General features: G+C 41.2%; 1 protein-coding gene. It reads right to left on the bottom strand.

Features of this window, described 5'->3' with window-relative positions; translation table 11 throughout:
* Nucleotides 1-473, bottom strand: a 473-nt coding sequence (locus EP737_RS25205; protein WP_165350948.1) for an ATP-binding cassette domain-containing protein, incomplete at both ends; no start/stop codon positions are given.

Here is a 473-nt window from a genome sequence, read left to right as displayed (position 1 = left end):
CTTAGGTTCATAATAAGCTGATTTAAATGCGGTGTTTTTACCCTTAATTTTTCTACCTGCTCGTTGCATGCTTTTTTCACTAAACCGTTATTTAGATAACCAAAAGTTGATAGATTGTCGATGTTAGACATAATCATGTTTTCCCGGATCGACAGTGGCAGGAATGCACCCGTCAGCTTTCTGTCCTCTGTTAATAAGCCGATTTTATGACGGATTGCTTCTTTCGGCGAATTGATTTTCACCTGCTTGCCATGCATATAAATTTCACCAGAGGTTGGCGGGTCAATTCCGAAAATACTTTCCATAATCTCTGTTCTTCCAGAGCCCATCAGTCCTGCGACTCCGAGGATTTCACCTTTACGTACCTCGAAGTTGACGTTTTGGAACTTGCCTTCTCTAGACAGATTTTTTACCGCTAGGACAACGTCTGTAATTTCAGATGGCTCCTTATGGAATACTGCTTTAATCTCACG

Origin of the sequence: Ectobacillus funiculus (genome assembly GCF_004138295.1) — a bacterium.
Taxonomy (GTDB): Bacteria; Bacillota; Bacilli; order Bacillales; family Bacillaceae_G; genus Ectobacillus; species Ectobacillus funiculus.
The sequence above is the reverse complement of the archived record's forward strand: the minus strand, read 5'-3'. Positions and strand labels throughout refer to the sequence as shown.